The sequence below is a fragment of the Streptosporangium sp. NPDC005286 genome, assembly GCF_040607515.1.
Lineage (GTDB): Bacteria > Actinomycetota > Actinomycetes > Streptosporangiales > Streptosporangiaceae > Streptosporangium.
The window spans coordinates 1-3,132 of sequence record NZ_JBEXGU010000361.1; the positions used below are offsets into that span (position 1 = coordinate 1).

The 3,132-nt window shown below is 69.2% G+C and carries 2 protein-coding genes; one reads left to right on the plus strand and one right to left on the minus strand.

From position 1 onward, the window contains the following. Positions 1–109: 109 nt before the first annotated feature. Positions 110–1,270 carry a Rieske 2Fe-2S domain-containing protein gene (locus ABZU75_RS46005; protein ID WP_355569771.1) on the minus strand — a complete coding sequence of 387 codons (1,161 nt, stop codon included), beginning with the start codon at positions 1,268–1,270 and terminating at the stop codon, positions 110–112. Positions 1,271–1,586: 316 nt separating this feature from the next. On the opposite strand from ABZU75_RS46005, the gene ABZU75_RS46010 reads away from it, so the two are divergent. Then, positions 1,587–3,041, plus strand: coding sequence for an MFS transporter (locus ABZU75_RS46010; RefSeq protein ID WP_355569774.1), 1,455 nt, complete (start codon positions 1,587–1,589; stop codon positions 3,039–3,041). The last annotated feature ends 91 nt before the right edge of the window (positions 3,042–3,132 follow it).

The window sequence follows — 3,132 nt, forward strand, 5'->3', positions numbered from 1 at the left end:
CCCCGCATACCCCGTCGTTTTGTTGTTTGACTTGAGTTCATAGGTGTTCTATTCCGATCTGTGGCTAGGGGCCCCCTCCGTACGGACCCGGCCGATCGGCCGGGACGGGCTAGGCCGGAGCCGAGGTGACGATCCGGCCGTTGGCGATGTTGTCGTCGACCTCCTTCTGCCAGAACTGGTTGGCCCGCTCGGTGTCGATCTCGAACTCGAACCGCTGGGTCATCTCCGGGGTGACGTCCTCGACATCGACGTAGAACTGCTCGTACCAGCGGCGTAGCTGGTAGACCGGGCCGTCCTCCTCGCACAGCAGCGGATTGTCGATCTTGGCCTTGTTCTTCCAGATCTCCACATCCTGCAGGAAGCCCGTCTCCACGCCGGCCGCGAAGCCCGCCGCCATCGCCTGCGCCTCGTCGTCAGAGACGCCCTGGGGCTTCTTGACCATCGCGCCCCATTGGAGCACGAAGCTGGTCGGCGACACCGGGTAGTGGCAGTTGATCAGGACGGACTCGACCGTCTGTCCCCCCACGGTGTTCCACAGGTAGTCGATCATGTATGACGGGCCGTAGTACGCCGACTCCGAACGCCCGTCGGTCTTCTCACCGGAGTAGTTCGTGCCGAGCTGGACGTCGGGCCGGGCCCGGCTGTTCATGTCCTGCGCGGCGATGTGCCCTTCGAAGACGTTCTTGAAGTACGTCGGGAACGCGTAGTGGATGTAGAAGAAGTGGGCCATGTCGACCACGTTGTCGACGATCTCCCGGCAGTTGGAGCCCTCGATCTTGATCCGGTTCCACGTCCAGGAGGTCCACTCCGACGTGCCCACACCGGCGATCTCCGGGATCGTCACCTCCGGCGGGGGTGGGTTGCCCTGCGGGTCGTGCCAGACGTACAGCTGTGCGTTGCGCTCCAGGGCCAGCCACGTCCGGGTGCGTGCCCGCGGCGGCACCCGGCGGGCGTACGGGATGCTGGTGCACCGGCCGTTGCCCGCCCAGCGCCAGTCGTGGAAGGGGCAGGCGATCGCGTCGCCCTTGACCTCCCCCTGGCTGAGGTCGCCGCCCATGTGAGGGCAGTAGGCGTTGAGGACGTTCAGCTTGCCGGTGCTGTCGGCGAACACCACCAGCTTGGTGCCGAATGCCTCGATCTTGTGCGGCTTGCCGTCCCTGAACTCGTTCGCCAGGCCCAGGCAGTGCCAGCCCCGGGCATAACGGGTCGGAGGTGGGGCCGCCTCGATCACTCGAATCTCGTCGTCACCGGCGGTGTGTAGCGACGTCATGAAGTCTCCCTTGCCGTCCAATGCGCCCGGGCCGAATCTTCCTGCCCGCGGGATCCTCATCATGCGAAGCCGACGATGTGCGACACCGCCCCTTTCCCACTGACCGGGACCTCGTTTCGCAAGTCACGGCAACGCGTTCCGCGAAACACCGCTCTTCGGTCTCCGGTCCCCCGTCGAGATCGAGCGGTGAGAAAGCCCGTCCCGCTCGCCGGGAGGACGAGTTGTGGGGCACCCAGGGCGCCGACACCGTGGGATCGACCGATGCGGGCGAGGGAAATCGCTCGATCCGGGCGAACGAAGGAGACCGAAGGCCGATATGACCACTCACCAGATCTTGACCGGGCCCGGCAGCGGGGATTCGACACGCGCTCCGGATCCGGCCCCCACCGTGGTGAAGCACCCGTTGCGGGTGGTCCTCGTCGTCGCCTTCGCGACCTTGGTGACCACGCTCAACCAGACGCTGGTCGTCCCGGTGCTGCCCGAACTGCCCGGCCGCCTGGGGGTCACGCCCTCCGTCGCCACCTGGCTGGTCACCGCGACGGTCATCGCCGGCGCGGTGTCGCATCCGGTGCTGGGCAGGCTGGGTGACCAGTTCGGGATGCGCAGGATGATGATCGTGGCGCTCGGCGCGATGATCCTCGGGTCCCTGATGTGCGTGATGAGCGACGACATCGGCGTCCTCATCGCCGGGCGGGCGCTCCAGGGGATCTCCAGCGCGACGATCCCGCTCGGGATGAGCCTGGTGGGGGTGGTCCTGGAGCCGAACCGCCGTGCCTCCGCCATCGCCTCCGTCAGCGCGATGATGGGGGTCGGCGGCGCGCTCGGGCTGCCGGCCGCCGGGCTGACCTCCCGGTTGTGGGGCTTCCACGGGTTGTTCGCCGTCTCGGCGTTCGCGGGTGTGGTCGCGGTGGCCGCCCTGCTGCTGGCGGTCCCGGCGCCGCCCCGGCGCGAGCGCGCGCAGCGGATCGACTTCCCCGGTGCGGTGCTGCTCACCTGCTTCATCGTCGCCCTGCTGGTCGGGCTCGACCGTGGCGGCGAGTGGGGCTGGACGAACACGCTGACCATCGCGTCCTTCCTCGTGGCGCTGGTGTCCGGGTGCCTGCTGACCCTGGTGGAGCTTCGCCGCCATGCTCCGCTCATCGACCTCAAGGCGGCGGTGAGCCGCTCCTCCGCCGCTATCAACGGAGGGTCGATCCTGATTGGTTTCGCGCTGTTCGCGAACTTCCTCGGGATCGTCGGACGCCTCCAGGCGCCGGTGTCGACCGGTTACGGGCACGGGCTGTCGGTGCTGATGACCGGTCTGTGTCTGCTGCCCGGAGGGCTGCTGTCGGCGGCGGTGGCGCCGCTGTCGGCCAGGCTGAGCGCGATCGTCACCCCTCGGGTGACGATCGCACTGGGCTGCGCGGTCTCCGCCACCGGGTTCGCGGCCCAGATCCCGCTGGGGCACGGATCGCTGTGGGTGCTCGTCTGCGTCATCGCCGTCGTCTCGGCCGGCAACTCCATGGTCCTGGCGAACCTGCCCGCGCTGATCCTTCAGGTCACGCCGGAGGCGAACATCGGCGTCACGAACGGGATCAACGCGCTGGCCCGCGCCGTCGGCATGTCGGTGAGCAGCGCGGTGTTCGGCATCGTCGCGACGATTCCGGCCGGCGCCGCGTTCGTGCCGCGCGGCTCCTACGACGCCTTCACCGCCGCCGGCGGGGCCACCACGCTGATCGCCCTTGTCCTGTTCCTCTTGCAGCGTCCCCGTCGCGCCACCGCGGCCCGGTGAAAAGGGAGCGGCCGCGGGGGGCCTCGCGCGAGCGCGGGGGGCGGGGCGCGCGCGGGGGGCGGGGGCCCCCCCGCCGGGGGGCCCGGGCCCC